Consider the following 26,746-nt stretch of genomic DNA (forward strand, 5'->3'; position numbering starts at 1 on the left):
ATGCTCTAGGTCGGGTCGCGATGACCCGCACCGCCCTCTACGCCGGCTCGTTCGATCCGGTCACGAACGGCCATCTCGACGTGGTCCGCCAAGCCTGCCGGCTGGTGGACCGCCTCGTGATCGCCATCGGCGTCCATCCCGGCAAGGCGCCGCTGTTCTCCGCCGAGGAGCGCGCGGCGCTCCTCACCGAGACCTGCGGACCGGTGGCACAGGCCGAGGGCGCGGCGCTGGAGATCGTCACCTTCAACGACCTCGCCGTCTCGGCCGCCCGGCGCTGCGGCGCCGCGATCTTCATCCGCGGCCTGCGGGACGGCACGGATCTCGACTACGAGATGCAGCTCGCCGGCATGAACGGCGCCATGGCGCCCGAGGTGCAGACCGTGTTCCTGCCCGCCTCGACGCAGGCCCGACCGATCACCGCGACGCTGGTGCGCCAGATCGCCGGCATGGGGGGCGACGTCTCGCCCTTCGTGCCGGCGGCCGTCGCCGCGCGCCTCCGGCAGCGCTTCGCCGCCCATTCCTGAGACCGGCCCGACCCTGGAAGGACCACGATGAACCGACGCCACGCCCTCCTCGCGCTCGCCCTCACGCTCGGCACCGTCCAGGCCGCCCGGGCCGCCGACGCCAACACGGTCTATCTCCAGACCAAGGACGGGCGGATCACCATCGAGCTGCGGCCCGACCTCGCGCCCAAGCACGTCAAGCAGATCAAGACGCTGGTCGCGCAGGGCTTCTACAACGGCCTCAAGTTCCACCGCGTCATCGACGGCTTCATGGCCCAGACCGGGGACCCGAAGGGCAACGGCACCGGCGGCTCCAGCCTGCCGAACATCCCGGCCGAGTTCACGCAGGCGGCCCAGTTCCGCCGCGGCACCGTGGGCATGGCCCGGTCGCAGGATCCGAACTCGGCCAACTCGCAGTTCTTCATCTGCCTCGGCGACGCGCCGTTCCTGAACGGCCAGTACACGATCGTCGGCAACGTGACGGACGGGCTCGACGTCCTCGACAAGATCAAGAAGGCCGCCCCCGGCGCGCCGGGCGGGGCCGTGCAGGACCCCGACAAGATCGTCAGCATGACGCTCGCCGAGAAGGCCAAGTAGCGGCCGCATGCCCGGCCGGCGCGCCGCCTCGATCCTCCTGCTGAGCCTGATCCCGGCGGCCGCCGCGGCCTATGACGGCGCGCCGTTCTACGGCTACGCCGACGGGTCGGGGGGCGGCTATCCGCTGAGCCTGCCCCAGACCCTGCGCGCCACGGTCCCGGTGCCGGTCGCCCGGATGGCGACCAGGCCCGCCGACACCCTGGCCGAACTCTACCCGGCGCTCGCCGCCTGCTGGCAGGCTCCGGGCGGCCTCGGCCGCCCGAGCGGCGGCGCCGACGACATCGAGATCACCCTGCGGCTCGCGCTGCGGCGCGACGGCAGCCTGATCGGGCCGCCCCGCGTCACCTACGCGGCGGGGGTCGCGGGCGATCAGCGGACCGCCCTGGTGCGCGGGACCCTCGACGCTCTCGCGCGCTGCACCCCGGCCCACATCACGCCGGGCCTGGGCCGGGCGATCGCGGGCCGGCCGGTGGCGCTCCGCTTCGTCTACCGCCCGCCGGCCTGAGCGCCGGCGAACCCGACACGGGCGCTGGCCGGATCCGGCGCGCGCCGATACAGTTCCCCCAACCGGAAGGAAAGACCATGGCCGACAACGAGACCATCGTGCTGGAGACCACCAAGGGCCGCGTCGTGATCGCGCTGCGCCCCGACCTCGCCCCGGGCCATGTCGAGCGGATCAAGACGCTCGCCGCCCAGGGCTTCTACGACGGCGTGCCGTTCCACCGCGTGATCGACGGGTTCATGGCCCAGACGGGCGACCCGACGGGCACCGGCTCGGGCGGTTCGGACCTGCCGGACCTGAAGGCCGAGTTCAACGCCGAGCCGCACGTGCGCGGCACCTGCTCCATGGCGCGGACGAACTTCCCGCACTCGGCGAACTCGCAGTTCTTCATCTGCTTCGACGATGCCCGCTTCCTCGACAAGCAGTACACGGTGTGGGGCAAGGTCGTGGAAGGCATGGACGTGGTCGACACGATCAACAAGGGCGAGCCGCCGCGCTCGCCGGACAAGATCGTGAAGGCGACCGTCGCGGCGGCCTGAGCCCGGATTAAGCCTCACGTCTGAAGCCATCTCTCGGTGGCTTCGGCGCCGCCGTCGTTGCGGGCGGAGCGAAGCCATCCAGGGGGCACGACGACTTCCTCCGTCGCGCCGCCCTGGGTCACTGCGCTTCGCTCGCGATGCTGGAGGACCGCATCAACCCTCGATCCAGGGCTTCCGCCGCCGCCAGATCCGCCGGCGTGTTGAGGTTGAGGAACGGATCCACCGGCTCGACCGGCCAGGACGCCACCGCGGCCCCGCGGCGCGCGATGAAGGCGCCGACGCGCCGCTCGCCCCGCTCGAGATAGGCCCGGAGCGCGTCGCGCAGGGCCGTCGGCCAGAGGGCGATCGTGTAGTGCTGCCGCTCCCCCGAGGCCGCGAGCGCGATGCCGGTCTCCGGCCCGGCGGCGTCGAGGCGCGCCACCAGATCCCCCGGCAGGAACGGCGCGTCGCCCGACACGCTGACCACCCGCGCGACACCCCGCGCGGCGGCGTGCTCCAGTCCGGCGAGGATGCCGGCGAGCGGTCCCGGCTGATCCGGCACGGGGTCCGGCAGGACCGGCCCGGGAAAGCCGGAGAACCGCGCCGGGTCGCCGTTGGCGCTGAGCACCAGCCCCGCCCCGCATTGCGGCCCGAGCCGTTCGACCACCCGCTCCAGCAGGGTCCGCCCCCCGAGCCGCAGCAGCGGCTTGTCGCCGCCGCCCATCCGCCGCGCCTGGCCGCCGGCCAGGATCAGGCCCAGGACCGGCGAAGCGACAGCCGGCGACGGCATGGGATCACTCGAAGACGATCTTCGGCGCCGTCCGCCCGGCTGGCGCGCCGGACAGGTTCGCCCAGAGCTGGGCGGCGATGTCGCGGTAGACCTTGGCGTGCGGCCCGTCCGGATCGGTCGCCACCACCGGCTGGCCGGAATCCGAGGTCTCGCGGATCGTCATGTTCAGTGGCACCTCGCCGAGGAACGGCACGCCGAGGCGCTGCGCCTCGATCCGCGCGCCGCCATGCCCGAAGATGTGCGAGGCGTGGCCGCAATTCGGGCAGACGAAGGTCGCCATGTTCTCGATCACGCCGAGGATCGGCACCGCGACCTTCTTGAACATGGTCACGCCGCGCCGCGCGTCGATCAGCGCGAGGTCCTGCGGGGTCGAGACGATCACGGCGCCGGACAGCGGCGTCGCCTGCGCCATGGTGAGCTGCGCGTCGCCGGTGCCGGGGGGCATGTCGACGAGCAGCACGTCGAGCTCGCCCCAGAGCACGTCGCGCAGCATCTGGGTGATCGCCGACTGGACCATCGGGCCGCGCCAGATCATCGCCGTCTCCGGCTCGATCAGGAAGCCGATCGACATGACCTTGAGCCCGTAGCCGATCATCGGCTCCATGGCCTTGTTGTCGACGACGTTGGGCTTGCCCGAGAGGCCGAACAGCTTCGGCACGGACGGGCCGTAGATGTCGGCGTCGAGGAGGCCGACCTTCAGTCCCTGTGCCTGGAGCGCCAGGGCGAGGTTGCAGGCGGTGGTCGACTTGCCGACGCCGCCCTTGCCGGAGGCGACCGCCACGATGTGGCGCACGCCCGCGATCTGCGGGCCCTGGTTCGGCGGCGCGCCGGGCCGCGGCGGCGCGACCGGCGGCGGCGTCACGGGGCGGGGGGCGGCGCTGCTCTGGGCCGGGTGGCTCTGGTTCCGCTCGGAGGTGAGGCTCGCGAACACGCCCGAGACGCCCGGCATCTGCAGGACGCGCCCCTCGGCCTGCCGCCGCACCGGCTCGAACCGCTCGGCCTCGCTGGGATCGACCAGGATCGAGAACATCACCCGGTTGTTCGGATCGACCACGACCTGGGAGAGCCGTCCCGAGCCGGGCAGGGTGGTGCCGGCGGCATCGACCGTGATGCCGGCGAGCGCCTTCAGCACGTCGTCGCGGGTGATCGCCAAGATGTCCTCCAGCGGGGCAAGCAGGTATGCCAGTGCATGTAACCGAGCGGGCCGAGAACACCAGACCCCAGACCCGCAATCGGCGCCACCGGCGGCGGCCTGCGTCCCCGGGGCCGTCCCGCCACCCATCTCAGTGCGGGCGCGCGATGAGGTTGCACTCCTCCATCGGGCCGCGCACCACGGTCCCGTCGCCGCGCCGGTAGAAGCCGTGGCGCAGGCGGCGGCAGCCGAGCGGGCCGCGCAGGCGCTTGACGCGCTCGATGTGGACGCTGCCGTAGCGCCGGTTCGAGAAGTCGTGACCGCCGATGCGCACGCCCGGGCCGAAACGCACCTCTGCGGCGGCCGGCAGCAGGCCGAGCCCGAACGCGACCAGCGCCGCCGCTACCCGGCCGATCCCTCGAGCCTGATTCATCCGAACCTCCTCACCGCACGGGCAAGCTGAACCAACGGGAGACTGATCCGTTGTCGGGGCAGCCTTCGGCCGGGGCCCCCCTCCGGAGACCCCGCCGGGACCGAAACGACGCGTAGGAGACCACTTTCATGCATCAGGGCAACCACCGCGACCACGAGGGCGCGAAGAAGCTGTTCGAGCTCATCAAGGACGTGAAGATCGCCATGATGACCACCGTCGATTCCGACGGCACGCTCAACAGCCGCCCGATGTGGAACAACGACGCCGACGAGAACGGTGACCTGTGGTTCTTCACCAAGCTGCACTCGCCCAAGACGGCCGAGATCAGCAAGGACAACCAGATCAACCTCGCCTATTCCGATCCGTCGAGCCAGAACTACGTCTCGGTGGCCGGAAAGGCCGAGATCGTCCGCGACCAGTCGATCATCGACGCGAAGTGGAATGAGAGCCTGAAGACCTGGTTCCCGAACGGCAAGGACGATCCGGAGGTCGCGCTGATCCGCGTCCACCCGGAGAAGGGCGAGTACTGGGACAGCCCGAACAGCACGATGCTGCACCTCTACGGCTACGTGAAGGCCTCGCTCACCGGCGAGAGCCCGAAGACCGAGACCAAGAAGGTCGATCTCGCCTGAGAGTCCGGGTTCAGGGCACGGCCTTTCCGCGGGCGGTCTCCGGGAGGAGGCCGCCCGTCTTCTTGACGTCGGCGGTTCCGGCATGCGCTCTGCGCGATCGAAGCGCGGCAGAGTGCCTTACGAATGCTGGATCTGGCGAAGCGAGTCTACGACCACAGCTTCCGCATCGACCCGATCGTGCGGTCGCTGCTCGACACGGATTTCTACAAGCTCCTGATGGCGCAGACGATCCTGCGCCGACACCCCGACATCCGGACCACTTTCGGCATCACCAACCGCACGCGGCGCATCCGCATCGCCGACGAGGTCGATGCCGGTCTGCTGCGCGAGCAGCTCGACCACGCCCGGACCCTGCGCCTCAGCAAGGGCGAGATCACGTGGCTGCGCGGCAACGTCTTCCGCGGCCAGGGACGAATCCTGGGACCCGAATTCGTGAGCTGGTTCGAGGCCTTCCAACTCCCCGAATACGAGCTCGCCGTCCATGACGGCCAGTACGAGCTGACCTTCCACGGTCCCTGGGTCGAGACCACGATGTGGGAGGTCCCGGCGCTCGCGATCCTCAACGAGTTGCGGGCGCGGGCCGTGCTGCGTGGCCTCGGCAAGCTCGACCTGCAGGTGCTCTACGCCCGCGCCATGACCCGGGTCTGGGAGAAGATCGAGCGCCTGCAGAGGCTGCCGGACCTGTCGGTGGCGGATTTCGGCACGCGCCGGCGCCACGGCTTCCTGTGGCAGGACTGGTGCGTGCAGGCGATGGCGGAAGGCCTCGGCGGCGCGTTCCTCGGCACCTCCAACTGCCTGATCGCGGCCCGGCAGGAGGTCGAGCCGGTCGGCACGAACGCTCACGAACTGCCGATGGTCTACGCGGCGCTCGCCGAGGACGACGCGGCGCTCGCCGCCGCGCCCTACGCGGTGCTGTCGGACTGGCAGGAGGATTACGGCGGCAACCTGCTGGTGATCCTGCCCGACACCTACGGCACCACCGGATTCCTGGCGAACGCCCCGGACTGGGTGAGCGACTGGACCGGCATCCGCATCGACTCGAAGGACCCGATCGAGGGCGGCGAGGAGGCGATCCGCTTCTGGCAGGCTCGCGGGCACGACCCGCGGGACAAGCTCGCGATCTTCTCCGACGGGCTCGACATCGACGAGATCGAGCGCATCCACGCCCGGTTCCACGGCCGCATGCGCATCGGCTACGGGTGGGGCACGCTGCTCACCAACGATTTCCGCGGGCTCCTGCCGGAGGGGAAGCTCGACCCGGTCTCGATCGTCTGCAAGGTCACCGAGGCCGACGGCCGGCCGACCGTGAAGCTCTCCGACAATCCCACCAAGGCGCAGGGGCCGGCCGACGAGGTCGCCCGCTACCGGCGGGTCTTCGCCGTGGGCGAGCAAGAGGCGCTGCCGGTACTGGTGTGACGGGCGCACACCACCGGCGGAGGACTCCGGCACCGCCGGCCTCGCGAGCGGAGCGACGTGATGACGGTGAGGGACCCGTCCACCGAAGCGCGCGAGCGGAACGCATATCAGACCCGGCCGTGTGAAACACGGAGGCTGCCGACCCGGGGATGAATTCATTATCGTGCCCGGCAATCGGAGCCGCCCCGGGCGGCCCCGTCCGGGAGAACGCCATGTCGATGAATCGCCGCTCGCTCATCGGGGCCGCGGGCCTCGCTCTCACGGCTCCGGCCCTGCAGGGCGCGCAGGCGGCCGAGACCGCCAAGCCGGCCGCCAAGCCGGCCGCGAAAGCACCGCCGCCGCCCGCGACGAAGATCCTCGCGCAGTGGATCCTCGGATCCACCTACGACACCCTGCCGGAGCCCGTCCGCCGCGAGGGCGTGCGCAGCTTCCTCAACTGGGTGGGGGTGGCGATCGGCGGCTCGCACCACGAGACCGTGGACGTGGCGGTCTCGGCGCTGCAGCCCTTCTCGGGGCCGCCGCAGGCCGGGCTGTTCGGCCGGACCGAGCGGTTCGACATCATGAACGCCGCCTTCCTCAACGGCGTGTCGAGCCACATCTTCGACTTCGACGACACCCACCTGAAGACGATCATCCACCCGGCCGGCCCGGTCGCCTCGGCGATCCTGGCCTACGCGGCGATGAAGCCGGTCTCCGGCAAGGATTTCCTCGACGCGCTGGTGGTCGGGATCGAGGCCGAGTGCCGGATCGGCAACGCGGTCTACCCGAACCACTACGACGCCGGCTGGCACATCACCGGCACCTGCGGACCCTTCGGCGCCGCCGCGGCGGCCGGCAAGCTGATGGGGCTCACCGAGCAGCAGATGGTCTACGCCCTGGGGCTCGCCGCCTCGCAGCCGGTGGGCCTGCGCGAGTCGTTCGGCTCGATGAACAAGAGCTTCAACCCGGGCCGGGCCGCGTCCAACGGCCTGTTCGCCGCGATCCTGGCGGCGAAGGGCTTCACCTCGTCGGACGGGATGATCGAGGCCAAGCGCGGCTGGGCCAACACGATCTCCACCAAGCAGGACTGGTCCGAGATCACCGACGGCCTCGGCACGCGCTACGAGGCCCAGCTCAACACCTACAAGCCCTTCGCCTGCGGGATCGTCATGCACCCGACGATCGACGCCGCGATCCAGATCCGCGACGCGGACCACGTCAGGCCGGAGGACGTCCAGCGCGTCGACCTGAAGGTCCACCCGCTGGTCCTGGAGCTGACCGGCAAGACCGCGCCGAAGACCGGCCTGGAGGGCAAGTTCAGCATCTACCACGCGGCCGCGGTGGCCTTCGTGGAGGGCGCGGGCGGCGAGAAGCAGTTCAGCGACCGGGCCGTGAACGATCCGCGGGTGGTGGCCCTGCGCCAGAAGGTGGTCCCGGTGATCACCCCCGGCGTCGACCCCGCGCAGGTGGACATGACCGTGACGCTGACCGACGGGCGGACGTTCCACCGGCATATCGAGCACGCCATCGGCAGCGTCGAGAAGCCGATGTCGGACGCGCAGCTGGAGGCGAAGTTCACCGACCTCGCCGCCGGGATCCTGCCGGACGCGCAGGCCCGGAAGGTGATGCAGCTGTGCTGGTCGCTGCCCGACCTGAAGGATGCGGGCGACGTGGCGCGGGCCGGCGTCGCGGGGACCTAACCTGCGCGCGAAGCCCGCGGGATCGTTTTCGCGTCCTGTGCCGTTCCCCGTCCGCGAGGCCTCCGCCGCTCCCGGCGGCCGCCCGCGCGTGGCGTTCGGGACGTGGATCACGGTATGGGCACGAGAACCCCGGTCGGGGTCGAACCGGCAGCGCGGCCCGGACCTTCCCTGATCCCGCCGCGGCCGACCCGCGTGGCCGCCGCCGAGACGCCGCGGGCCGCCATGGCGTCGCCGGTCGTGGTCGGCGCCACCATCATCGCCGCCCTGTATTTCGGCCGCGAGATCTTCATCCCGATCGCGATCGCGCTGCTGCTGTCGTTCGTGCTGACGCCGCTGGTGAACCGCCTGCGGCGGCTGCGGCTGCCGCGGCTGGCGGCGGTGGGCGTCAGCGTGCTCCTGACCGTCGGCATCGTGGCCGCCCTGGCCACCCTGATCGGCATCCAGGCCGCCGACCTCGCGGGCGACGTCCCCCGCTACCGCGACACCATCGAGCGCAAGATCGACGGGCTGCGGAACTCCCCCGTCGGCCACGTCACGCAGTACGTCGCCAATATCGGGCGGGCGCTCCACGGCGCGAAGGAAGCCGGCAGCCCGGAGACGCAGTCGGCCGCCCAGCAATCCGCGACACCACCCTCGACACCGTCACCGGGCCCCGAGCCGACCCAGGCCGCGCCGAAGCCCGTCCTCGTCGAGGTCGCCACGACCCCGCCGGGCTCCCTGGAGATGCTCTCGACCGTGCTCACGCCGGTGATGCATCCCCTGGCCACGGTCGGCATCGTCTTCGTGGTGCTGCTGTTCGTGCTGATGCAGCGCGAGGACCTGCGCGACCGCATGATCCGGCTGGCCGGATCGAGCGACCTGCACCGGACCACCGTGGCCATCGACGACGCGGCCAAGCGCCTGAGCCGCTACTTCGTGGTGCAGCTGGCCCTCAACGCCGCCTTCGGCGTGGTCATCGGCATCGGCCTCTACATCATCGGCGTGCCGAATCCGGTGCTCTGGGCGATCTTCGCGGCCCTGATGCGCTTCGTGCCGTATCTCGGGGCGGTCCTGTCGGCGATCCTGCCGATGGCGCTCGCCGCCGCGGTCGATCCCGGCTGGAACATGATGATCGCGGTGGCGATCCTGTTCATCGTCCTGGAGCCGCTGACCGGTCAGGTGTTCGAGCCGATCTTCTACGGGCAGTCCACCGGCCTCTCGCCCTTCGCGGTCCTGGTCTCCGCCCTGTTCTGGACGTGGCTCTGGGGGCCGGTCGGGCTGCTGCTCTCGACGCCGCTGACCGTCTGCCTCGTGGTGCTCGGCCGCTACGTCGAGCACCTGGAGTTCCTGGACGTGCTGTTCGGCGACCGGCCGGCGCTGACGCCCGTCCAGAACTTCTACCAGCGCATCCTGGCGGGCGATTCCGAGGAGGTGCTGGGCCATGCCGAGTTGATCCTGCAGCAGTGCTCGCTCTCCTCCTACTACGACGAGGTCGTGCTCAAGGCGCTGGAACTCGCCGCCCGCGACGCGGCCCGCGGGGTGCTGACGGCGCAGCAGAAGGGCGCGATGCGGGCCGCGCTCACCGAGCTGGTCGCCGACCTCTCCGACCGGAGCGACGCCGTCACGGGGGCGACGGGCGAGGGCGAGGAGAGCGCTTGCAGCCCGCTCCCGATGGGACCCGCCCCAGAGGCGCTGCCCGCCGCCTGGACGCGCGAGGGCGCGGTGCTGTGCGTGGCCGGGCGCGGCTTCCTGGACGAGGCCGCGGCCGCGATCCTCGCGCAGATCCTGGAGAAGCGCGGCCTCGGCGTCCGCACGGTCCCCTTCGCCGAGACGGCCTCCGTGCGGATCGGCCGGTTCGAGGCCGGGCCGGCGCGCATCGCCTGCGTGGTCTCCCTGGCACTCGACGGCGAGCCGACGCACCTGCGCCGCCTGATCCGCCGGCTGAGGGGCCGGGTCCCCGGCGTGCCGGTCCTGCTCGGCCTGTGGCTCGCCCAGGACGGTGGGGCGAACCGCCTCGCCGGCGGGCCGGGGGGCGCCGCCGAGGCCGACGCGCAGGTGGGATCGCTGCGCGAGGCGGTCGAGGCTATCCTGGCGGCCGCACAGGAGGACGCGGCGGCGGCGGACGCGCCGGAGGGCGGGTCGGACGGCGCCGCGGAGAGCGCCCCGGACGCCTGCGGCGAAACGGCGGGGCTGCCCGCGCCGGCCAGAGCGTGAGCCGAGGATGCGCGGGGGCGAGGGCTTGACGGGCAGGGGCGCGCGCCGGTTTCGTCGGAACGGGCCGGTTGGCCGCGCGGCCTTCAAGCGGAACAGGGGACGGAACGGATGAGCGTCGTCGAACTCGGCCGGTTCATGGACGACCTCGCGGACGCGTCCGGGAAGGCGATCCTGCCGTTCTTCCGCGCCCAGTTCGGCCTGGACGACAAGGCCCGCGGCGGGGCGCCGTTCGATCCGGTCACCGAGGCCGACCGGGCCGCCGAGGTCGTCCTCCGGGCGATGATCGGCCAGACCTTCCCGGGCCACGGCATCCTCGGCGAGGAGTTCGGCGCGGAGCGCACCGACGCCGAGTGCGTCTGGGTCCTCGACCCGATCGACGGCACCCGCGCCTTCATCGGCGGCCTGCCGACCTGGGGCACCCTGATCGGGCTGACCCGCAACGGCGTGCCGGTGCGGGGGATGATGCACCAGCCCTACCTCGCGGAGCGGTTCACCGGGGATGGGCGCAGCGCCAAGCTCCGCGCGCCGGCGGGCGAGCGGACCCTGCGCACCCGCCGCTGCGGAGACCTCGCCCAGGCCATCCTGGCCACGACGGATCCCCGCCTGTTCGCGGCCGGAGACGAGGCCGAGCGCTTCCGGGCACTGGAAGGCCAGGTGCGGATGTCCCGCTACGGCGCCGATTGCTACGCCTACTGCATGCTGGCGGCCGGCCAGATCGACCTCGTGGTCGAGGCCGGTCTGAAGCCCTACGACATCGTCGCGCTGATCCCGATCGTCGAGGGGGCCGGGGGACGGGTCACGGCCTGGGACGGCGGCTCCGCCGCCGGCGGCGGCCGCGTGATCGCGGCCGGCGACCCGCGGCTGCACGAGGCCGCGCTCAAGGTTCTGAACCCGTGACGCGCGGCCGTCTCCAGTCCGTCCGCCGCGAAGGTTCGTCCGCGTGCTGCTGAACGCGCTGATCCTGGTCACGGCCCTGGTGCCGCACGCCGAGGCCGGCGCGGACGCCCTCGCGCGCGCCCTGCCGCTTCCGGCGGCGGCCACCGCCCCAGCGGACGGACGGCCCCCGCGCTTCGATCCCGCGACCCGCTCCGTGTCCAACTGGCACGCCCAGACCGGCGCGCAGCTGACGCCGCGGGCGCTGGCGGTCACGGCCTCGCTGGCCGACGACCCGCCCTACGTCGCCCGCTGCGTGCGGCTCAACAACGGCTGGTGCATCAAGTCCGCCCGCTGGCCCGGTGAGATCGGCGCCGACGGGGAGGGCCACACCGCCTTCGCCACCCTCGACGACGGCGCCGACGCCGCCGCGAGCCTGCTGCGGCGCTACTACCGGGATTACGGCCGCCGCACGGCGCTGGCCATCGTGCGCCGCTGGGCGCCGGCCGAGTGCCGCGTCGGCGCCGCGCCCGCGCGGCCGGGCCGGGCGGTGGCGGCGCCCGCCGTCTCGGCGGCCCTCGCGCCCCGGGGGCTCGGGCGGACCCTGCGCGCCCGCTACCTCGCCGCGCACCGCCCCGGCGGCGCGCCGCGCGGCCGGGCAGCCCTGCGGGTGCAGCCCTGGTCGCCGCTCGCCCGGATGGCCGGCCGCCCGAGCAGGCGCCCGGCCGCCATACCGCGGGTGGCGATGCTGCAGCCGGTTCCCGACATCGCCGCCGGGATCTCCGCCTCCAGCGGCCGCCCGGCCGGGAGCGTCGCCGACCCGTCCGCACTCCTCGACCGGAAGCCGGGCCGCGTCCCGAGCGCCGAGCGGATGGTGGCCGAATCCGCGCTTCTGCCCGCGATCGCGGCCGGCCTGCCGGTGCTCGACCTGCGCCTGCCGGCCCCGCTCTGCACCGGCGACGAGGTCCGGATCCAGGCCTACGCCAACCGGATCAGCGCCAGCGTCGGCCTGAAGCCCGGCGACGACCTCGACCTGTTCGGGCCGGACGGCGCGCCGCGCGCCAACTTGGCGCCCGTGATGCTGGCGATGTCGGCGGTGGAACTCGGCACGCTGCGGGCCGGCCCGGACCTCGTGGCCGGGGCGATCGCCCGGCTGAGGCCGCTTACGCCGTCCGCCAGCACCGCGCCGCCCTAGGGGAGCCTTCCCGGGCGGCAAGCCTTGCGGTTCGGCCCCGGCCGCGCCACCTCTGCCCGGCCCGTTCCCCTCACCCCGAGCCCGCCCGTGCCCCTGATCGACCTTGCCGCGCGTGCCGGCTCGGCCGTCAAAGCCTTCGCCGAAGCCTCGCACGACCTGCTGGTCCAGCCGACGCTGCGACTGGGCGTGACCGGGCTCGCGCGGTCGGGCAAGACCGTGTTCACCACGGCGCTGATCCACCACCTCGTGGAGACGCACGCACTGCCGGCCTTCGCGCCCGCGCAGGAGGGCCGCCTGCGCCGGGCCAAGCTGGTGCCCCAGCCCGACGACGACGTGCCGCGCTTCCCGTTCGAGGAGCATTTCGCGACCCTCACCGAGGCGCGGCGGTGGCCGCGCTCCACCGACCGGATCAGCCAGTTCCGCCTGGAGATCGCCTACGAGCGCGCCGCCGGCTGGCGCTCCGGCCCCGCGACCCTGATGCTCGACGTGGTCGACTACCCGGGCGAGTGGCTCCTCGACCTCGCGCTGATCGAGACCAGCTACACCGCGTGGTCCCGGGCCACGATCGGCGGCACGCGCCGACCCGGCCGCGCCGCCGTGGCGGCGCCCTGGCTCGAGGCGCTCAAGGGCTTCGACCCGAACGGCCCCCTCGACGAGGTCGCGGCCGAGCGGGCGAGCGACGCCTTCAAGACCTACCTCGCGGGCCTGCGCGCCGGCCCGGAAGCCGTGGCGACGACGCCCCCGGGCCGGTTCCTGATGCCGGGCGACCTCGCGGGCTCGCCGGCGCTCACCTTCGCGCCCCTCGACCGGCTCACCGAGACGATCGCCCCCGACAGCCTCGCCGGGCTGATGGAGCGGCGCTTCGAGGCCTACAAGGCCAAGGTCGTGACGCCGTTCTTCCGCGACCATTTCCAGCGAGTCGACCGGCAGATCGTGCTGGTGGACGTCCTGTCGGCGGTCGATGCCGGCCCGACCGCCCTGGCGGAGCTGGAGGAGGCGCTGGACGCGGTGCTGCTCAGCCTCAACATCGGCCGCAACACGGTGCTGTCGCGGCTGTTCGCCCCCCGGGCCGACCGGGTCCTGTTCGCCGCCACCAAGGCCGACCACCTCCACCAGACGAGCCACGACCGGCTCGACGCGCTGCTGCGGCTGCTCGTGTCGCGGGCCATGCGGCGGACCGAGGCCGCGGGCGCCCGGGTCGGCACCGTGGCGCTGGCCTCCGTGCGCGCCACCCGCGAGACCACCGTCCACGACGGGTCGGAGACGCTGCGGGCGGTGGCCGGCACCCCGGAGGCCGGCGAGGTGGTGGGCGACGAGGTCTTCGACGGCAACAGCGAGGCCGCGATCTTCCCGGGCGAGCTGCCCGCCCGTGCCGAGGCGGTGCTGGAGGGTGCGGTCGAGCCGGGCTCGCTGCGCTTCCCGCGCTTCCGGCCGCCGCTGGTGCGACCCGACGGGTTCGGCCGCCCCGGGCACCTGCCGCAGATCCGGCTCGACCGGGCGATGCAGTTCCTGATCGGCGACCGCCTGGCGTGACGATGTGTGCGATGCGGAGCCCGCGACCATGACCTCCGGCCAGAAACCCCGCGCCTTCCGGATCAATCCCGAGCCGGCCGCCGCGCCGAGCGTGACCACGACGCCGCTCGGCCCCCGGCCGCCGCAGGCCCGGATCGTGGAGGAGCCTTTCGAGATCGTCGATCCCGCGGACGGCGTCGCCGTGCCGGTGGCGCCGCGGCGGCGCTCGCCCTGGGGCGCCCTGTTCCTCTCGGCGGTCGGCGGCCTCGTCTCCCTGGGCGTCGGCCTGTCGGTCGAGCGGATGATCAGCGACCTGTTCCAGGCCGCCCCCTGGCTCGGCTGGGTGGCCCTGGCGCTGCTCAGCCTCGCGGCGCTCGCGCTGCTGGCGATCGTGGTGCGGGAACTCGCCGGCCTGCGGCGGGAGCGCAAGATCGAGCGGCTGCGCCAGTCGGCGCTGGACGCCCTCGCGACCCGCGACCACACCGGCGCGCAGGCGGTGGTCCAGGCGCTCTCGACCTTCTACGCGGACCGCGACGCCCTGGCGGCGGGCCGCGCCCGGGTCGACGCGGCCGCCGACGCGATCCTCGACGTCGACGACCGGATCGGCCTCGCCGAGCACGAGCTGCTGGCCGGGCTCGACAGGCAGGCGCGCAACGCCATCGCGACAACGGCCAAGCAGGTCTCGGCGGTGACGGCGCTCAGCCCGCGGGCGATCGTGGACGTGGCCTTCGTGGTGTTCGCGGCGGTGCGGCTGCTGCGCCGGATCGCCGCGATCTACGGCGGCCGGCCGGGCTTCCTGGGCTTCCTGCGGCTGGGGCGCGCGGCGCTCGCGCATCTCACGGTCACCGGCGGGATGGCGGTGGGCGAGAGCGTGATGCAGCAGGTGCTGGGTCTCGGGATCGCCGCCCGGGTCTCCGCCAAGCTGGGGGAGGGCGTGCTCAACGGGCTGATGACCGCCCGGTTCGGGCTCGCGGCGCTGAACGTCTGCCGGCCGCTGCCGTTCGTGCGGGAGGCCCCGCCGCGGCTCGCCGACGTCGCCGGCGAGCTGCTGCGCTCGGCCGAGGCCGAGCCGAAGTAGCGGCGGGCTACTTGGCGCCCGCGGCGGCGCGGCGGTTGGCGATGCGCGAGAACATGTTGCCGGTGTAGTCGGCGGTCTTCGGCTTCTCGGGCTCGCCGAGCTTGGCCTCGAAGGCCTCGATCCGCTTCAGCAGCGTCACGTCGTTGAACAGCGAGCTGTTGAAGTTGCTCTGGGCCCGGGGGCCGAGGGCGGTCTGCACCGCTTCGAGTCGTTCCAGAAGCTCTTTGCGCGTCACGGTGCTCTCCAGGGGCGGCTTCGGGACGAAGGACCGCCCGTGCCGCCACTGAAGAGGGCGGTGGTAAACAGCGCGTTAATGCGGCCCCACCGGTTCACCCCGGCCGCGGGGACACCGACCGTCCTCACGCGCGCGGCGGCGCTCGCAGGCTCACAGCCCCTTCAGGAACCCGGCGAGCCGCATCAGCCCCTCGGGCCAGGGCCCGTGCCCGCTCGCCACGTTGAGGTGGCCGGACTCGCCCGCGTCGACCGTGAGCGCGCCCCAGGCATGGGCGAAGTCGTCCGCCCGCTCGTAGCGGCAGTACGGGTCGGTGCGGCTGGCGACCAGCAGGGACGGGAAGGGCAGGGGCTCGCGCGGCACCGGCGCGAAGGTCCGGACCGAGTCGGGCAGGTCCGGCGCCTCCTCGACATCCGGGAGCGCCACCAGGAGGGCGCCGCGCACCACCCCCGCGGGGAAAAGCGGGACCGCCTCGACGCAGGCCACCACGCCGAGGCTGTGGGCGATCAGGATGACCGGGCGCGTCGCCGCCGCGACCGCCTCGGCGATGCGCCCGCACCACGCCTCCGGGGTCGGGGCGTGCCACTGGTCCTGCTCGACCACGCGCGCGGTGGCGAGGCGGCCCGCCCAGCGGGCCTGCCAATGGTCTTCCTCGGAGCCCCCGAGCCCCGGGACGATGAGGATGTCGCAATCGGCGGTCTTCATACCGGGATGCCTAGTGCGGACCGGCGGACGCGTCGAGACCGTCCCGTCACTCGGCCGCGATCGGCGCGGCCGCCTCGAGCGCCAGGATGTGACGGGCGATCTGCACGGAGGCGCAGTTCTTCGCCTTGGCCTCGATCTCGAAATCCGCCCAGGCGAGGTGCCGGGCGACGAGGTCGTTCACCGCCCGGTTCCACATCATGTCGGAATGGGCCGCAAGATCCCGGACCGCGTGGCCGGCCGCGCGCAGGGCCGGGAAGTCGGGCAGGGAGTCCGGATCGCAGGCGGCGGAGACCGCCTCGCGCGACACGCTGATGTGGGCCACGGGCCGGACGCCGCGCCAGGACTCCGTCACCCGGGCGATCCGGGGATCGTCCGGCTCGAGATATTCGCCGCCGCTCTCGACCCAGTGGTGGTGCAGGTCGAGCACGACCGGCACGGTGTCGGCGAGCCGCAGCACCGCGTCGAGGCCGAAGACGTTCTCGTCGTTCTCCACCGTCACGAGGTCGCGCGCCACCCGGCTCGCCCGGGGCAGGGTCTCGCGGAAGCCCTCGACCCCGGGATCGCCCGCGCCGACATGGATGTTGATGTGGGCGCCGTGCGGGTGCCAGCCGCCGCCGTAGCCCATCCGGTCGAAGATCTCGGCGTGGTAGTCGAGCTCGGACAGGCCGTTGGCGATCGCCGCCGGGTTGCGGCTCGCCAGCAGGCAGAACGGTCCCGGGTGGAAGCTCAGGCGCACCCCGAGCCGGCGGGCCAGCGCCCCGGCCTCGGCGAGGCCGCGCTCGACGAGCGCCGCCATCTCGGGCTCGGCGTAGAGCGCCTGCGCGATCGGGTGGGTGTAGCCCGGCAGGACGTTGCTCGCCATGCGCAGGAGGCGCTCCAGCGGCGGCCGGGCCCCGACCCAGGCGATCTGGCGGGCGAGGGCGTCGAGGTTGTGGGCGACGAGGCCGGCGAGCTTCGCCCGCCGGGCGGCGGGCTCCAGCTTGGTGAGATAGGCCATCGTAACGCTGGTGAGGTTCATGTGCAGCGTGGCCTCACGCTCCGCCTTGAGGGTGGCGTGTGTGCCGGGAGGCTCGTCCAGGACGAACTTGCAGCAGAATCCGAGGCGGGGCTGATCGCGCATGACGAGCACAACGCGCGAAGGGCTGCGGCGTCCCCGTGCGACGCGCGGAACGGCCGCGGCACGACGACGTTGGGAGTCCCGAGCGCGGCAGTTCCGCGCACTGGCTCCGACCCATGCCCCCGTCACCGTCGCGTTCGACCGCCTCCTCCGAGACCGGCTCGATCCTCTGGATCCTGATGCTCGGCTCGGCGCTGGTCGCCCTCGCGGCGGCGCCGGCGCGGCGCGGCGTGCCCGCGGTTCTTCCCGCCGACGAGCCGCCGGCCGACCGCGACCCGCCCTGCAACGACGCGGGCCTGCGGAAGGGCGTGGCCGCGGGCGCGCGCTCGATCTCCGGGCGCGCCGCGCAGCTCACCGCCGCGACCCAGCCCGAGCGCGGTCGCGCCGCCGACAGCCCCGCCGAGATGACGCGGTCCGGCTGGAAGGACATCGCCGTCCGGGTCTACCTGGAATTCAACAAGGACCGGGTCCTGGCGGTCGCCGCCGGCGTGACCTTCTACACGCTGCTGTCGCTGTTCCCCGCCATCGCCGCGCTGGTCTCCTGCTACGGCCTGTTCGCCGACGTGACCGTCATCAACGATCACCTCGCCCAGCTGCACGCGGTCCTGCCGTCCGGCGCGGTCGAACTCATCGGCGACCAGGTCAAGCGCATCGCCGCCAAGGGCAGCGGCTCCCTCAGCATCACGTTCTTCTCCAGCCTGCTCCTGTCGATCTGGAGCGCCAACGCGGCCATGAAGGCGATGTTCGACGCGCTGAACGTCGTCTACGAGGAGGAGGAGAAGCGGAACTTCTTCTGGCTCAACCTCCGGTCGCTCACCTTCACGGTCGGCGCCCTGCTGTTCATCATCGTCGCGCTCAACGTGATCGTGGTCGTGCCGGTGGTGCTGAACTTCCTGGGGCTCGGCTCGACCGCGTGGCTGCTCGCGGCCCTGCGCTGGCCGGCGATCCTGATCGTCCTCCTCGGCGGCCTGTCGGTGCTCTACCGGTTCGGGCCGAGCCGGGAACATGCCCGCTGGCGCTGGGTCGGGGTCGGCAGCGTCGTCGCGGGCCTGCTCTGGCTCGCCGCCTCGCTCCTGTTTTCCTGGTACGTCGCCAATTTCGGCACCTACAATGAGACCTACGGCTCGCTGGGGGCCGTGATCGGCTTCATGACGTGGATCTGGATCTCGTCGACGATCGTGCTGCTCGGGGGCGAGATCAACGCCGAGCTGGAGCACCAGACCGCCCGCGACACCACAACGGGCGCGCCGCTGCCGATGGGCGCGCGCCGGGCGCGGATGGCCGACACCGTCGGCGCCGCCGCCTGAACGCGGCGTCTCCGGTCCCCGGGACGCCTGCGGCATCCTCCGGGACTGCCGGAGACGGCCCGCGTTCCCTATATTGCGTGGCGAAAAGGGAGATCGCCATGGCCGACACGCCGACCACCAGCCCGGAGACCCGCAGCGACGCCGAGTGGCGCTCGGCGCTGACGCCGGAGCAGTACCGGGTCCTGCGCGAGCACGGCACCGAGCGGGCCGGAACGAGCTGCCTGCTCGCCGAGAAGCGGGCCGGGACCTTCACCTGCGCCGGCTGCGGGCAGCCGCTGTTCGAGCAGGGCACCAAGTTCGAGTCCGGGACTGGCTGGCCGAGCTTCTTCGAGCCGATCGACGGCGCCGTCGGGACGACGGTGGACCGCAGCCACTGGATGGTCCGCACCGAGGTGCACTGCGCCCGCTGCCAGGGCCACCTCGGCCACGTCTTCGACGACGGCCCGGCGCCGACCGGCCTGCGCTACTGCATGAACGGCGCGGCGATGAATTTCGAGCCGGCTGAATGAGTCGCGCGTCCCGCTAACCTGGGTTCGGAAACCGGGCGCGAAAGCCGGGATATCGGGGACAGGCAGCGCCGTGGCCGGATCCTCGACCCGATCCGGTCTTGATTTCGTCGCGTTTTTGCTTAGCGCTCTATAGTCTCAGGTTGTCGCTGTCCGGTGATTGGCGACGGAAGCGGTCAGGCTCTGACGAATACGGCGTGGCAGTCAGCTTATACGCCGTGCGGGTCGGCTCCACGTGCCCCCTTCCGTGCGGCCCGGCGGCGCTGAGGGCTGTCCGCCGGATCGGCGCACCGCCGACCAAGCGGGAGGGGTTTTGAGTTCATGAGCACCGTTCGCCGATTTCTGGTCGCACCGTCCCTGGTCCGCCTGATCCGCAAGGAGCGGGGCGGCGCCCGGATCACCGAGGGTCACTTCGCGCCCCAGGGCGGCCGCGCCTCGTACGTGCGCGTCGACGGCCAGGTCTGCCAGCTGGTCCTGGTGAACAAGGGGCCGGACGGCATCCCGGTCGAGGAGCGCACCGACGTCCCGCGCGCCCACGGCGACGCCCTGCTGGACGTCTGCCCCGGCAAGGCCGCCTACGACCGCACCACCCTGAATGCCGGCGGGCGCGAGATCGCCATCGACCGCTACGTCACCCCCGGCAGCCTGGACCTGATCAGCGTCGCCTTCGACAATGACGGCGAGGCCGCCGGCTTCCATGCCCCGAGCTGGTTCGGCCGCGAGGTCAGCAACGAGCCGGCCTTCGAGCGGGCGGCGCTGGCCATCCAGGGCGTGCCGGCCGCCGAGGAGGTGGCGCTGAGCAACGCCGCGCTGGACGCGGTGCTGGACCTGATCGAGCCCCGGTTCGGCTTCGGCCGCTACGGCAGCAGCAGCCGGACCACCGAGTCCGACGAGGGCGCGATGGGCGCCATGCGCCGGGCCGCGGCCCCGGCGGCTCCGGCCGCCGCAGCGCCGGTCGTCGCGGCCCCGCCGCCGGCTCCGGAGCCCGCCGCCTCCGCCCCGCGCCCGCCCGAGCCGGCCCCGGAGCATCACCCCGAGCCCGAGCCGCAGCCGGAGCCCGCGCCGGAAGCGGCCGCGCACGCCGCGCCGGCCGCCGAGACGCCCGCCCCGCAGGGCGGCACCGGCGACGCCCTGCACGGGGATGCCCGCATCGACGACGTCATCGAGAGCCTGTCGCAGGCGCTCGGCGCGGCGATCCACCAGCAGCCCGATCCCGCCGCCGAGAACAAGGACGGGAAGAGCGATGATCCCGCCTCGATGTTCGAGCGCTGGACCGTCCGCCCCCGCCGGACCCAGCAGCAGACCTGACGCGCGGCACGCCCCGCGGCGCAACGACGCGAGACACGGCCGGGCCGCAGCGCAGACCGCGCTGCGGCCCGTCTGCTTTCGCGGGTCCCCGGCTCTGCAGGACGCGCGAAGTCTTCGCCCGGGACTGACAGGTTTTTGTCACGGATGGTTCCGGGCCGATAAGCGTGCAGCCGTTGAGGCGCCGGGTGATAATCGCTAGCGTGCCGGCAAATCGGGAGGGTGCGCGGTCGTCGCACGGGATGGACATGGCACAGGCAATCCAGGCGACGGCTCCCGCCGCAGCGCCCCGCGAGCCCTGGTACAAGGTGCTCTACATCCAGGTGCTGATCGCCATCGCGCTCGGCGTGCTGCTCGGCTGGTACGACCCGGCCACCGGCAAGTCGATGAAGTGGCTCGGCGACGCCTTCATCGGCCTGATCAAGATGATGATCGCGCCGATCATCTTCTGCACGATCGTCCACGGCATCGCGTCGATCGGCGACCTGAAGAAGGTCGGCCGCGTCGGCCTGAAGGCGCTGGTCTACTTCGAGGTCGTGTCCACCATCGCGCTGCTGATCGGCGTCATCGTCGGTGAGGTGATCCGGCCCGGCGCCGGCTTCAACGCCGACCCGTCGAAGCTCGATGCCAGCAAGGTCGCGACCTACGCCAGCAAGGCGGCGGCCGATTCCACGGTCGCCCACATCCTGGCGATCATCCCGAAGAGCTTCCTCGACCCCTTCGCCACCGGCGACCTGCTGCAGGTGCTGCTGATCTCGATCCTCACCGGCGTCGTGGTGACGAATCTCGGCGATCGGGCGGCCTCGGTGAACCACGCGATCGACACGGCCGGCCAGATCTTCTTCCGGATCATCGGCATCGTCGTGAAGCTCGCCCCCGTCGGCGCCTTCGGCGCCATGGCGTTCACGATCGGCGAGTACGGGATCCAGAAGGTCTACGACCTCGCGTGGCTCGTCGGCACCTTCTACATCACGGCGCTGCTGTTCGTGCTCGTGGTGCTCGGGGCGATCGCCCGGGTGGCGGGCTTCTCGATCCTGCGCTTCCTCGCCTACATCAAGGACGAGCTGCTGATCGTGGTCGGCACGTCGTCCTCCGAGACGGTGCTGCCGCAGCTCATGACCAAGATGCGCCGCCTCGGCGCCTCGGACTCGGTCGTGGGCCTCGTGGTGCCGACCGGCTACTCGTTCAACCTCGACGGCACCAACATCTACATGACGCTGGCGACGCTGTTCCTCGCGCAGGCCGTGGGCGTGGACCTGTCGATCAGCCAGTACGCGACCATCATCCTGGTGGCGATGCTGACCTCGAAGGGCGCCTCGGGCGTCACCGGCGCGGGCTTCATCACCCTGGCGGCGACGCTCTCGGCGATCCCCAACAGCCCGGTCCCGGTCGCCGCCATGACCCTGGTCCTCGGCATCGACAAGTTCATGTCCGAGTGCCGCGCGCTCACCAACCTCGTGGGCAACGGCGTCGCCTGCGTGGTGGTCAGCCGCTGGGAGGGCGAGCTCGACGTCGCCAAGCTCAACGAGGTGATGGCCCACCCGGTCGCCATCGGCACCCACATCGCCGACGAGGCGCCGCAGCCGATGGGCACCGACAGCAAGGTCGCCGCCGCCGAGTGATGGGATCGCCCGCGGCGGAGAACACAGGTCGCCCGCGCCTCGGCATCGATCTCGGCGGCACCAAGATCGCCGGGATCGTGCTCAGCCGGGACGGGACGACCCTGGCCGAGGCGCGGATGCCCGCCCCGCGCGGCGCCTACCGGGCCACCGTCGAGGCCGTGGCCGACCTCGTCCTGCGTCTCGAGGCCGAGGCCGGCGCGCCCTGCAGCGTCGGCATCGGCATGCCGGGGAGCCTGTCCCCGGCGACGGGCCTCGTGCGCAACGCCAACTCGCACTGGCTCAACGGACACCCGTTCGCGGCCGATCTCGGCGCGCGCCTGGAGCGCCCGCTGCGGATCGAGAACGACGCCAATTGCCTGGCGGTGTCGGAGGCGATCGACGGCGCCGGGGCCGGGGCCAGCGTGGTCTGGGCGGTGATCCTGGGGACCGGCGTCGGGTCCGGCATCGCCCTCGACGGTCGGGTGCTCACGGGCCGCAACGGCATCGCGGGTGAGTGGGGCCACGGCCCGCTGCCGGCGCCCCGCGACGACGAGCGGCCGGGCGCCGCCTGCTACTGCGGTCGCCGGGGCTGCGTCGAGACCTGGCTGTCCGGTCCCGGCCTGGCGGCGGACCACGCGCGGCGGCACGGCGGCAGCCTCGCCGCCGAGGCGATCGTCACCGCGGCCCGGGCCGGAAGCCCGGCGGCGCGGGAGACGCTCGCCGTCCATCTCGAGCGGCTCGGGCGTGCGGCCGCCCAGGTGGTGAACCTCCTCGACCCGGACGTGATCGTGATCGGCGGCGGCCTGTCGCGCATCCCGGAGCTGATCGCGGGCCTGCCGGCGGCGATCGCCCCCCACGTCTTCTCCGACGCCTTCGACACGCCCGTGCGGGCGAGCCTGCACGGCGACGCCTCGGGCGTGCGCGGGGCGGCGTGGCTGTGGGAGCCGGAGGCCGGCTGAGACCTGTCCGAGGCTTGCCCGACGCTTGCCCGAGCCCGATGGAACTGCCGAGCTCACGGAGACGTCGCTTGCGGGTCCGGAGGGGGCAGGGCAGGACGGCGGCACCGCATCGCCGAAGTCCCGATGATCGTCCGCACCCGGCCCAGCCTGCTGACCCTGCTGTTCACCCTGCGCGGCTCGATCCTGCCGCGGGTGGCGCCCAAGCTCGCCGGGATCATCGCGGTCTCGTGCGCGGTGGTGTGGGCGGAGTCGCGCTGGCCCGCGCTGTTCCCGATCAGCGCCGGTGTGACGCCGTTTACCGTGGTCGGGCTCGCCCTCTCGATCTTCCTGAGCTTCCGCAACAACGCCTGCTACGAGCGCTGGTGGGAGGCCCGGAAGCACTGGGGCAACCTGATCGGCGAGGTGCGCAACCTCGCTCGCTCCCTCCCGGCCCTGCTGCCCGAGCGGGAGGCCGCGCTCCAGCTCCGGCGCCTGTCGGCCTTCGCGCACGGCCTCCACGCCCGCCTGCGCGACCTGGACGAGGCCGCCGCCGTCGACCGGACCAGCCCGGGTTCGGACCTGTCCGGTCCGAACCCCACCGACTCGGTCCTGGCCGCCATCACCCGCGACCTCGCCGCGCTGACGCGCGCGGGCCGGCTCAGCGACATCCAGTTCGGCATCCTCGAGGCCCGGATAGAGGCGCTGTCGGGCGTGCACACCGCCTGCGAGCGGCTCGCCAACACGCCGCTGCCCTTCGCCTACACGCTGCTCGTGTACCGGACCGCGTGGCTCTACTGCCTGCTCCTGCCGGTGGGCCTCACCGGCTCGCTCGGCTGGGCGACCCCGATCGTGGTCGCGCTCGTGGCCTACACGTTCTTCGGCCTCGACGCCCTCGGCGACGAGCTGGAGGAACCGTTCGGCACCGAGCCCAACGACCTGCCCCTCGACGCCATGGTCCGCGCCGTGGACCGCATCGTCCACCACGCCCTCGGCGAGCCGATGCCCCAGGCGCTGGCGCCGGACGGGTACTGGCTGCGCTAGCGCCTACCCGTTCCAGGCGCGCAGCACGGGCTCGGTCCGGTCGTGCTCGTAGCCGAGGACCGAGACGCTCGCCGTGCCGAGGACGAGGAGCGCGCCGCCCCGCGGCTCCAGGCCGATCCAGCGCGCGGCGAGCACGCGCAGGACATGCGCGCTGGAGAACACGATCAGGTCGGCGTCGCGGGCGCGGGCCCGGGCGATGACCCGGTCCGCCCGGACACCGACGTCCGCCGCCGTCTCGCCGCCGGGGCAGCCGTCGCGGAACAGGCGCCAGTCCGGCCGCTCGGCCAGGATCGCCTTCGTGGTCCGGCCCTCGTAGGCGCCGTAATCCCACTCCGCGAGATCCGGGTCGATCATGCGGCGGTCGCCGAAACCCGCCAGCGCGCAGGTCGTGGCCGCCCGGCTCGACGGGCTCGACCAGACCTCCGCGTAGGCGCGGGCCGCCAGGCGCGGGGCGAGGGCGCGCGCCGCCTCCTCGCCCTCCGGCGTCAGGGGGATGTCGCTGCGCCCGGTATGCTGACCGGACCGGCTCCAGGCGGTCTCGCCGTGGCGGACCAGCGTGATCTGCGGGAACGGGCTCTCGGCCATGGGCGCCTCCCGGGCGCGCGGTCCGCGGCCCTGCCATCGATCCTGCCGTCAACGCGGCCGCCGCGCTCCGGTCTCATCGGCTCGGCACGATCGTCTCAGGCCGATTCAAGATCGCGCTTGCGTCCGCGTCGAAACGGACATAAACATATCTTTATGTCTATCGAACGCAGGCAAGAGGCGGGGTCGATCCCCTTTCCGGAAGCCCTGGGCGTCCTGCGTGCGGCCGCGGAGGAGACGCGCCTGCGCATCCTGGCGCTCCTCGTCGAGGGTGAGCTGTCGGTCTCCGACCTCACCGACATCCTCGGCCAGTCCCAGCCGCGGATCTCCCGCCACCTGAAGCTCCTGGTGGAGGCCGGGCTGGTCGAGCGCCACCGCGAGGGGGCCTGGGCGTTCTTCCGGCTGTCCGACGCCCGCGCCGGCCTGGCGGACCCGCTGCTGTCCGGGCTCGACCGGACCGCGCCGCCGCTCTCGGAGGACCGCGCGCGGCTCGACGCCGTCCGGGCGCAGCGGGCCGAGGCGGCCACGACCTTCTTCGCCCGGCTGGCTCCCAAATGGGACGAGCTGCGCTCCCTGCACGTGCCCGAGGCGATCGTGGAGGCCGCGGTGCTCGACGCCCTGGGCGACCGCCCGATCGGCAGCCTGATCGATCTCGGGACCGGCACCGGCCGGATGCTCGGCCTCCTGGCGCCCCGGGCCGGCCGCGCCACCGGCCTCGATTCGAGCCACGCCATGCTGTCCGTCGCCCGGGCCAACCTGGAGCGCCAGGGCCTCGCGCGGGTCGATCTGCGGCAGGGCGACATTCACGCGCCGCCCTTCGCGCGGGCGAGTTTCGACCTCGTCGTGGTCCATCAGGTGCTGCATTATCTCGACGACCCGGCCCGGGCGCTCCGCGGCGCCGCGCGGCTCGTGGCGCCGGGCGGCCGCCTGCTGGTGGTGGATTTCGCGCCGCACGATCTGGAGTTCCTGCGCACCGGACAGGCCCACCGGCGCCTCGGCTTCTCGGCCGACCAGGTCTCCGGCTGGCTCGCCGAGGCCGGCCTCGCCACGGTCGCCACCCGCGATCTGGCGCCGCGCGAGTCCGGCCAGCTCACCGTCACCCTCTGGCTGGCCCAGGACGGGCTGGCCCAAGACGGGCTGACCGACACAGAACAGCCTCAGCGCGCCGTCGCCTGAGACACCGAACTCCGCAGACTTCGTCTGAACCGACCGACATAGAGGACGAGACCCCGATGCGCCGCTCCACCCACCGCGCCAGCCGCGACGGCTACCACCCGATCCGCGTCTCGATCGAGTTCTTCCCGCCGAAGACCGACGAGATGGAGAAGATCCTCTGGAACTCCATCGAGCGCCTCGCGCCGCTGCAGCCGAGCTTCGTCTCGGTGACCTACGGGGCCGGTGGCTCGACCCGCGAGCGCACTCACAACACGGTCGCCCGGATGGTCCGCGAGACCGGCCTCAAGCCCGCCGCCCACCTCACCTGCGTGGACGCCTCCCGCGACGAGATCGACGCGGTGGTGCAGTCCTACTGGGACGCGGGCGTGCGCCACATCGTGGCCCTGCGCGGCGACCCGGCCGAGGGCGTCGGCCACGCCTACCGGCCCCATCCGGAAGGCTACGCCTCGACCGCCGAGCTGGTGCAGGGGATCAAGCGGATCGGCGACTTCAAGGTCTCGGTCTCGGCCTACCCCGAGAAGCATCCCGAGGCGGCCTCGCTGGACGCCGACATCGACGCCCTGAAGGCCAAAGTCGATGCCGGGGCCGATCAGGCGATCACCCAGTTCTTCTTCGAGAACGAGATCTACCTGCGCTACCTGGAGAAGGTCCGGGCGGCCGGGATCACCATCCCGATCATCCCGGGCATCCTGCCGGTGCAGAACTTCAAGCAGGCGGCGAACTTCGCCCGCCGCACCGGCGCCTCGGTGCCCTACTGGCTGGCCGCCCGGTTCGAGGGGCTGGAGGACGACGTGGAGACCCGCCGCCTCGTCGCCGCCGCGGTGGCGGCTGAGCAGGTGCTCGACTTGGTGGATGAGGGCGTCAACGACTTCCACTTCTACTCGATGAACCGCTCGGATCTGGTCTACGCGATCTGCCACCTGCTCGGCCTGCGCGCTCAGGCGCCGAAGCTGGCGGCGAAGGCGGCGGCTTGATTCTCGAGACTGCGCTCGACGACCCCGATCCGCCATCGCGCGCGCAGCGAAGCACCCAGGGCAGCGCGACCTCCGTGAGCGTGGCGCAGCTGGATCGCTTCGCTTTGCTCACAAAGACGGGGACGCTTCCGCGCCCATGGCACGGAAGCGTCTGATAGAACGAAGTTTTTCACCCTCCTGAGGTGCCGCAGCAGCGGCCTTGAAGGAGG

The 26,746-nt window shown here is 72.6% G+C and carries 27 protein-coding genes; 20 read left to right on the plus strand and 7 right to left on the minus strand.

What is annotated here, in order from left to right:
- Window positions 1-20: 20 nt before the first annotated feature.
- The 4 genes from coaD (at window position 21) to ACTJK8_RS22205 (ending at window position 2,141) form a co-directional block, all read left to right on the plus strand.
- The gene (coaD, locus tag ACTJK8_RS22190) at window positions 21-524 is read left to right on the plus strand and encodes a pantetheine-phosphate adenylyltransferase (protein WP_012319124.1); all 504 of its coding nucleotides are present in this window, start codon (window positions 21-23) and stop codon (window positions 522-524) included.
- A 27-nt stretch (window positions 525-551) separates the two neighbouring features.
- Window positions 552-1,100, plus strand: coding sequence for a peptidylprolyl isomerase (locus ACTJK8_RS22195; RefSeq protein WP_024830121.1), 549 nt, complete (start codon window positions 552-554; stop codon window positions 1,098-1,100).
- A 7-nt stretch (window positions 1,101-1,107) separates the two neighbouring features.
- Window positions 1,108-1,605, plus strand: coding sequence for a hypothetical protein (locus ACTJK8_RS22200; RefSeq protein WP_012319122.1), 498 nt, complete (start codon window positions 1,108-1,110; stop codon window positions 1,603-1,605).
- Between the two features lie 77 nt (window positions 1,606-1,682).
- Window positions 1,683-2,141, plus strand: a complete 459-nt coding sequence (locus ACTJK8_RS22205; RefSeq protein WP_010686120.1) for a peptidylprolyl isomerase — start codon at window positions 1,683-1,685, stop codon at window positions 2,139-2,141.
- 118 nt (window positions 2,142-2,259) lie between these two features.
- On the opposite strand, the gene mobA is transcribed toward ACTJK8_RS22205, so the two are convergent.
- The 3 genes from mobA to ACTJK8_RS22220 all read right to left on the minus strand — a co-directional run bounded on the left by mobA (window position 2,260) and on the right by ACTJK8_RS22220 (window position 4,475).
- Window positions 2,260-2,910, minus strand: coding sequence for a molybdenum cofactor guanylyltransferase MobA (gene mobA, locus ACTJK8_RS22210; protein ID WP_440762515.1), 651 nt, complete (start codon window positions 2,908-2,910; stop codon window positions 2,260-2,262).
- 4 nt (window positions 2,911-2,914) lie between these two features.
- A complete protein-coding gene (locus tag ACTJK8_RS22215; RefSeq protein ID WP_024830123.1) occupies window positions 2,915-4,063 on the minus strand; it encodes an Mrp/NBP35 family ATP-binding protein in 1,149 nt (382 codons plus the stop codon).
- A 130-nt stretch (window positions 4,064-4,193) separates the two neighbouring features.
- Window positions 4,194-4,475 (minus strand): hypothetical protein, encoded by a 282-nt coding sequence (locus ACTJK8_RS22220; protein WP_012319119.1) that lies wholly within the window; start codon window positions 4,473-4,475, stop codon window positions 4,194-4,196.
- A 128-nt stretch (window positions 4,476-4,603) separates the two neighbouring features.
- On the opposite strand from ACTJK8_RS22220, the gene ACTJK8_RS22225 reads away from it, so the two are divergent.
- The 8 genes from ACTJK8_RS22225 (at window position 4,604) to ACTJK8_RS22260 (ending at window position 15,053) form a co-directional block, all read left to right on the plus strand.
- Window positions 4,604-5,107: a pyridoxamine 5'-phosphate oxidase family protein gene (locus tag ACTJK8_RS22225; protein WP_024830124.1), complete on the plus strand. Its 504-nt coding sequence runs from the start codon at window positions 4,604-4,606 to the stop codon at window positions 5,105-5,107.
- A gap of 123 nt (window positions 5,108-5,230) precedes the next feature.
- Window positions 5,231-6,523, plus strand: coding sequence for a nicotinate phosphoribosyltransferase (pncB, locus tag ACTJK8_RS22230; RefSeq protein WP_012319117.1), 1,293 nt, complete (start codon window positions 5,231-5,233; stop codon window positions 6,521-6,523).
- A 212-nt stretch (window positions 6,524-6,735) separates the two neighbouring features.
- Complete coding sequence (locus ACTJK8_RS22235; protein ID WP_012319116.1) at window positions 6,736-8,202, plus strand: MmgE/PrpD family protein; 1,467 nt, start codon at window positions 6,736-6,738, stop codon at window positions 8,200-8,202.
- Window positions 8,203-8,316: 114 nt separating this feature from the next.
- On the plus strand, window positions 8,317-10,395 hold the full coding sequence (locus ACTJK8_RS22240) for an AI-2E family transporter (protein WP_063110137.1): 2,079 nt from the start codon (window positions 8,317-8,319) through the stop codon (window positions 10,393-10,395).
- Between the two features lie 108 nt (window positions 10,396-10,503).
- Window positions 10,504-11,292, plus strand: a complete 789-nt coding sequence (gene hisN / locus ACTJK8_RS22245; RefSeq protein ID WP_012319114.1) for a histidinol-phosphatase — start codon at window positions 10,504-10,506, stop codon at window positions 11,290-11,292.
- A gap of 43 nt (window positions 11,293-11,335) precedes the next feature.
- Window positions 11,336-12,463, plus strand: coding sequence for a hypothetical protein (locus ACTJK8_RS22250; protein WP_440762516.1), 1,128 nt, complete (start codon window positions 11,336-11,338; stop codon window positions 12,461-12,463).
- Window positions 12,464-12,550: 87 nt separating this feature from the next.
- Window positions 12,551-13,996, plus strand: a complete 1,446-nt coding sequence (locus ACTJK8_RS22255; protein ID WP_063110053.1) for a YcjX family protein — start codon at window positions 12,551-12,553, stop codon at window positions 13,994-13,996.
- 28 nt (window positions 13,997-14,024) lie between these two features.
- Window positions 14,025-15,053: a YcjF family protein gene (locus ACTJK8_RS22260; RefSeq protein WP_440762517.1), complete on the plus strand. Its 1,029-nt coding sequence runs from the start codon at window positions 14,025-14,027 to the stop codon at window positions 15,051-15,053.
- A 7-nt stretch (window positions 15,054-15,060) separates the two neighbouring features.
- Here the strand turns inward: ACTJK8_RS22260 and ACTJK8_RS22265 are convergent, their stop codons facing one another.
- From ACTJK8_RS22265 to ACTJK8_RS22275, 3 genes are all read right to left on the minus strand, one after another.
- On the minus strand, window positions 15,061-15,288 hold the full coding sequence (locus ACTJK8_RS22265; RefSeq protein WP_012319110.1) for a hypothetical protein: 228 nt from the start codon (window positions 15,286-15,288) through the stop codon (window positions 15,061-15,063).
- Between the two features lie 150 nt (window positions 15,289-15,438).
- Window positions 15,439-15,990: an RBBP9/YdeN family alpha/beta hydrolase gene (locus tag ACTJK8_RS22270; RefSeq protein WP_012319109.1), complete on the minus strand. Its 552-nt coding sequence runs from the start codon at window positions 15,988-15,990 to the stop codon at window positions 15,439-15,441.
- A gap of 46 nt (window positions 15,991-16,036) precedes the next feature.
- Complete coding sequence (locus tag ACTJK8_RS22275) at window positions 16,037-17,110, minus strand: UV damage repair endonuclease (RefSeq protein ID WP_012319108.1); 1,074 nt, start codon at window positions 17,108-17,110, stop codon at window positions 16,037-16,039.
- Window positions 17,111-17,223: 113 nt separating this feature from the next.
- On the opposite strand from ACTJK8_RS22275, the gene ACTJK8_RS22280 reads away from it, so the two are divergent.
- The 6 genes from ACTJK8_RS22280 to ACTJK8_RS22305 all read left to right on the plus strand — a co-directional run bounded on the left by ACTJK8_RS22280 (window position 17,224) and on the right by ACTJK8_RS22305 (window position 23,805).
- On the plus strand, window positions 17,224-18,414 hold the full coding sequence (locus ACTJK8_RS22280; protein ID WP_041372312.1) for a YihY/virulence factor BrkB family protein: 1,191 nt from the start codon (window positions 17,224-17,226) through the stop codon (window positions 18,412-18,414).
- Window positions 18,415-18,512: 98 nt separating this feature from the next.
- Complete coding sequence (gene msrB, locus ACTJK8_RS22285; protein WP_012319106.1) at window positions 18,513-18,923, plus strand: peptide-methionine (R)-S-oxide reductase MsrB; 411 nt, start codon at window positions 18,513-18,515, stop codon at window positions 18,921-18,923.
- Window positions 18,924-19,241: 318 nt separating this feature from the next.
- Window positions 19,242-20,228: a hypothetical protein gene (locus ACTJK8_RS22290; RefSeq protein ID WP_012319105.1), complete on the plus strand. Its 987-nt coding sequence runs from the start codon at window positions 19,242-19,244 to the stop codon at window positions 20,226-20,228.
- Window positions 20,229-20,473: 245 nt separating this feature from the next.
- Window positions 20,474-21,847 (plus strand): dicarboxylate/amino acid:cation symporter, encoded by a 1,374-nt coding sequence (locus ACTJK8_RS22295; protein WP_012319104.1) that lies wholly within the window; start codon window positions 20,474-20,476, stop codon window positions 21,845-21,847.
- Complete coding sequence (locus tag ACTJK8_RS22300; protein ID WP_440762518.1) at window positions 21,847-22,785, plus strand: ROK family protein; 939 nt, start codon at window positions 21,847-21,849, stop codon at window positions 22,783-22,785. The genes ACTJK8_RS22295 and ACTJK8_RS22300 overlap by 1 nt, the downstream gene beginning before the upstream one ends.
- 123 nt (window positions 22,786-22,908) lie before the next feature.
- A complete protein-coding gene (locus ACTJK8_RS22305; RefSeq protein WP_012319102.1) occupies window positions 22,909-23,805 on the plus strand; it encodes a bestrophin family protein in 897 nt (298 codons plus the stop codon).
- Between the two features lie 3 nt (window positions 23,806-23,808).
- Here ACTJK8_RS22305 and ACTJK8_RS22310 read toward each other — a convergent pair whose 3' ends face one another.
- A complete protein-coding gene (locus ACTJK8_RS22310) occupies window positions 23,809-24,390 on the minus strand; it encodes a histidine phosphatase family protein (protein ID WP_076727481.1) in 582 nt (193 codons plus the stop codon).
- 153 nt (window positions 24,391-24,543) lie between these two features.
- Between ACTJK8_RS22310 and ACTJK8_RS22315 the strand changes: the two genes are divergently transcribed.
- Together ACTJK8_RS22315 and metF are read left to right on the plus strand one after the other, a co-directional pair.
- Window positions 24,544-25,563, plus strand: a complete 1,020-nt coding sequence (locus tag ACTJK8_RS22315; RefSeq protein WP_024830135.1) for an ArsR/SmtB family transcription factor — start codon at window positions 24,544-24,546, stop codon at window positions 25,561-25,563.
- A gap of 56 nt (window positions 25,564-25,619) precedes the next feature.
- Window positions 25,620-26,537 (plus strand): methylenetetrahydrofolate reductase [NAD(P)H], encoded by a 918-nt coding sequence (gene metF / locus ACTJK8_RS22320; protein WP_012319099.1) that lies wholly within the window; start codon window positions 25,620-25,622, stop codon window positions 26,535-26,537.
- The last annotated feature ends 209 nt before the right edge of the window (window positions 26,538-26,746 follow it).

Source organism: Methylobacterium sp. 22177, from assembly GCF_052045615.1.
GTDB classification, from domain to species: Bacteria; Pseudomonadota; Alphaproteobacteria; order Rhizobiales; family Beijerinckiaceae; genus Methylobacterium; species Methylobacterium radiotolerans.

Coding starts and splice junctions, on each gene's coding strand:
- coaD (WP_012319124.1), top strand. CDS start 21: ATGACCCGCACCGCCCTCTACGCCGGCTCGTTCGATCCGGTCACGAAC.
- ACTJK8_RS22195 (WP_024830121.1), top strand. CDS start 552: ATGAACCGACGCCACGCCCTCCTCGCGCTCGCCCTCACGCTCGGCACC.
- ACTJK8_RS22200 (WP_012319122.1), top strand. CDS start 1,108: ATGCCCGGCCGGCGCGCCGCCTCGATCCTCCTGCTGAGCCTGATCCCG.
- ACTJK8_RS22205 (WP_010686120.1), top strand. CDS start 1,683: ATGGCCGACAACGAGACCATCGTGCTGGAGACCACCAAGGGCCGCGTC.
- mobA (WP_440762515.1), bottom strand. CDS start 2,910: ATGCCGTCGCCGGCTGTCGCTTCGCCGGTCCTGGGCCTGATCCTGGCC.
- ACTJK8_RS22220 (WP_012319119.1), bottom strand. CDS start 4,475: ATGAATCAGGCTCGAGGGATCGGCCGGGTAGCGGCGGCGCTGGTCGCG.
- ACTJK8_RS22225 (WP_024830124.1), top strand. CDS start 4,604: ATGCATCAGGGCAACCACCGCGACCACGAGGGCGCGAAGAAGCTGTTC.
- pncB (WP_012319117.1), top strand. CDS start 5,231: ATGCTGGATCTGGCGAAGCGAGTCTACGACCACAGCTTCCGCATCGAC.
- ACTJK8_RS22235 (WP_012319116.1), top strand. CDS start 6,736: ATGTCGATGAATCGCCGCTCGCTCATCGGGGCCGCGGGCCTCGCTCTC.
- ACTJK8_RS22240 (WP_063110137.1), top strand. CDS start 8,317: ATGGGCACGAGAACCCCGGTCGGGGTCGAACCGGCAGCGCGGCCCGGA.
- hisN (WP_012319114.1), top strand. CDS start 10,504: ATGAGCGTCGTCGAACTCGGCCGGTTCATGGACGACCTCGCGGACGCG.
- ACTJK8_RS22260 (WP_440762517.1), top strand. CDS start 14,025: ATGACCTCCGGCCAGAAACCCCGCGCCTTCCGGATCAATCCCGAGCCG.
- ACTJK8_RS22270 (WP_012319109.1), bottom strand. CDS start 15,990: ATGAAGACCGCCGATTGCGACATCCTCATCGTCCCGGGGCTCGGGGGC.
- ACTJK8_RS22275 (WP_012319108.1), bottom strand. CDS start 17,110: ATGCGCGATCAGCCCCGCCTCGGATTCTGCTGCAAGTTCGTCCTGGAC.
- ACTJK8_RS22280 (WP_041372312.1), top strand. CDS start 17,224: ATGCCCCCGTCACCGTCGCGTTCGACCGCCTCCTCCGAGACCGGCTCG.
- msrB (WP_012319106.1), top strand. CDS start 18,513: ATGGCCGACACGCCGACCACCAGCCCGGAGACCCGCAGCGACGCCGAG.
- ACTJK8_RS22290 (WP_012319105.1), top strand. CDS start 19,242: ATGAGCACCGTTCGCCGATTTCTGGTCGCACCGTCCCTGGTCCGCCTG.
- ACTJK8_RS22295 (WP_012319104.1), top strand. CDS start 20,474: ATGGCACAGGCAATCCAGGCGACGGCTCCCGCCGCAGCGCCCCGCGAG.
- ACTJK8_RS22300 (WP_440762518.1), top strand. CDS start 21,847: ATGGGATCGCCCGCGGCGGAGAACACAGGTCGCCCGCGCCTCGGCATC.
- ACTJK8_RS22305 (WP_012319102.1), top strand. CDS start 22,909: ATGATCGTCCGCACCCGGCCCAGCCTGCTGACCCTGCTGTTCACCCTG.
- ACTJK8_RS22310 (WP_076727481.1), bottom strand. CDS start 24,390: ATGGCCGAGAGCCCGTTCCCGCAGATCACGCTGGTCCGCCACGGCGAG.
- ACTJK8_RS22315 (WP_024830135.1), top strand. CDS start 24,544: ATGTCTATCGAACGCAGGCAAGAGGCGGGGTCGATCCCCTTTCCGGAA.
- metF (WP_012319099.1), top strand. CDS start 25,620: ATGCGCCGCTCCACCCACCGCGCCAGCCGCGACGGCTACCACCCGATC.